At 57.3% G+C, this 824-nt stretch carries 1 protein-coding gene and 1 other annotated feature; the gene reads right to left on the bottom strand.

The window, feature by feature from the left end; genetic code table 11:
• On the bottom strand, positions 1–824 hold an 824-nt coding region (locus C2846_RS18475), incomplete at both ends, for an IS3 family transposase (RefSeq protein WP_119702191.1).
• Positions 738–824: a sequence feature (AL1L pseudoknot), on the bottom strand. This feature is flagged as partial in the annotation. (Overlaps the previous gene by 87 nt.)

The following is an 824-nucleotide window of genomic DNA, read 5'->3' as shown; positions in this document are numbered from 1 at the left end:
TGGTGGTTGTACCAGTGAACCCACTTCAAGGTGGCGATTTCGACGGCTTCGCGGCTCCGCCAGGACTGCCGGTAAATCAGTTCCGCTTTGTACAATCCATTGATGGTTTCCGCTAAGGCATTGTCATAGCTGTCTCCTTTGCTACCGACAGAGGGCTCTATTCCAGCCTCAGCTAGTCGCTCCGTATAACGAATAGAGACGTACTGACTACCCCTATCGCTATGGTGGATCAAACCGTCCGCGTGGCCTGGCTGCCGGGCGTAGAGTGCTTGCTCCAGGGCATCGAGCACGAAGTCCGTTTTCATGCTGTTGCTCACACGCCAGCCGACGATGCGTCGTGCGAAAACATCGACAACAAAAGCCACGTAGAGCCATCCCTGCCACGTTGAAACGTATGTAAAGTCTGAAACCCAAAGCTGATTGGGGCGGTCAGCATTGAACTGGCGCTGAACCTTGTCGAGAGGACAAGCGGCGTTGCCATCAGGCACCGTGGTACGAACTACTTGGCCGCGCCGAACACCCTGCAACCCCAAGTGGCGCATCAGTCTCGCAACGGTACAACGGGCAACTTGCACCTTGTCGCGCCTGAGTTGCTTCCAGACCTTCACGACACCGTAGCAGCGCATGTTGTCCTCCCATACACGCTTGATGTCCTCACACAGCAGCTCATCCTGTTGGGCGCGAGCGCTTCGCCGTTCAGGATGTCGGGCACGTGCTGCATGCAGGTAGTAACCGGACGGAGCGATCTGCACCACGCGGCAGATCGACTCGACCCCGTAACGGTCACGGTGCTCGTCAACGAAGGCGTTCAGGGTTTGTTGCGG

The sequence above is a fragment of the Pseudomonas jilinensis genome, from assembly GCF_003586265.1.
Classification (GTDB): domain Bacteria; phylum Pseudomonadota; class Gammaproteobacteria; order Pseudomonadales; family Pseudomonadaceae; genus Halopseudomonas; species Halopseudomonas phragmitis.
The sequence above is the reverse complement of the archived record's forward strand: the minus strand, read 5'-3'. Positions and strand labels throughout refer to the sequence as shown.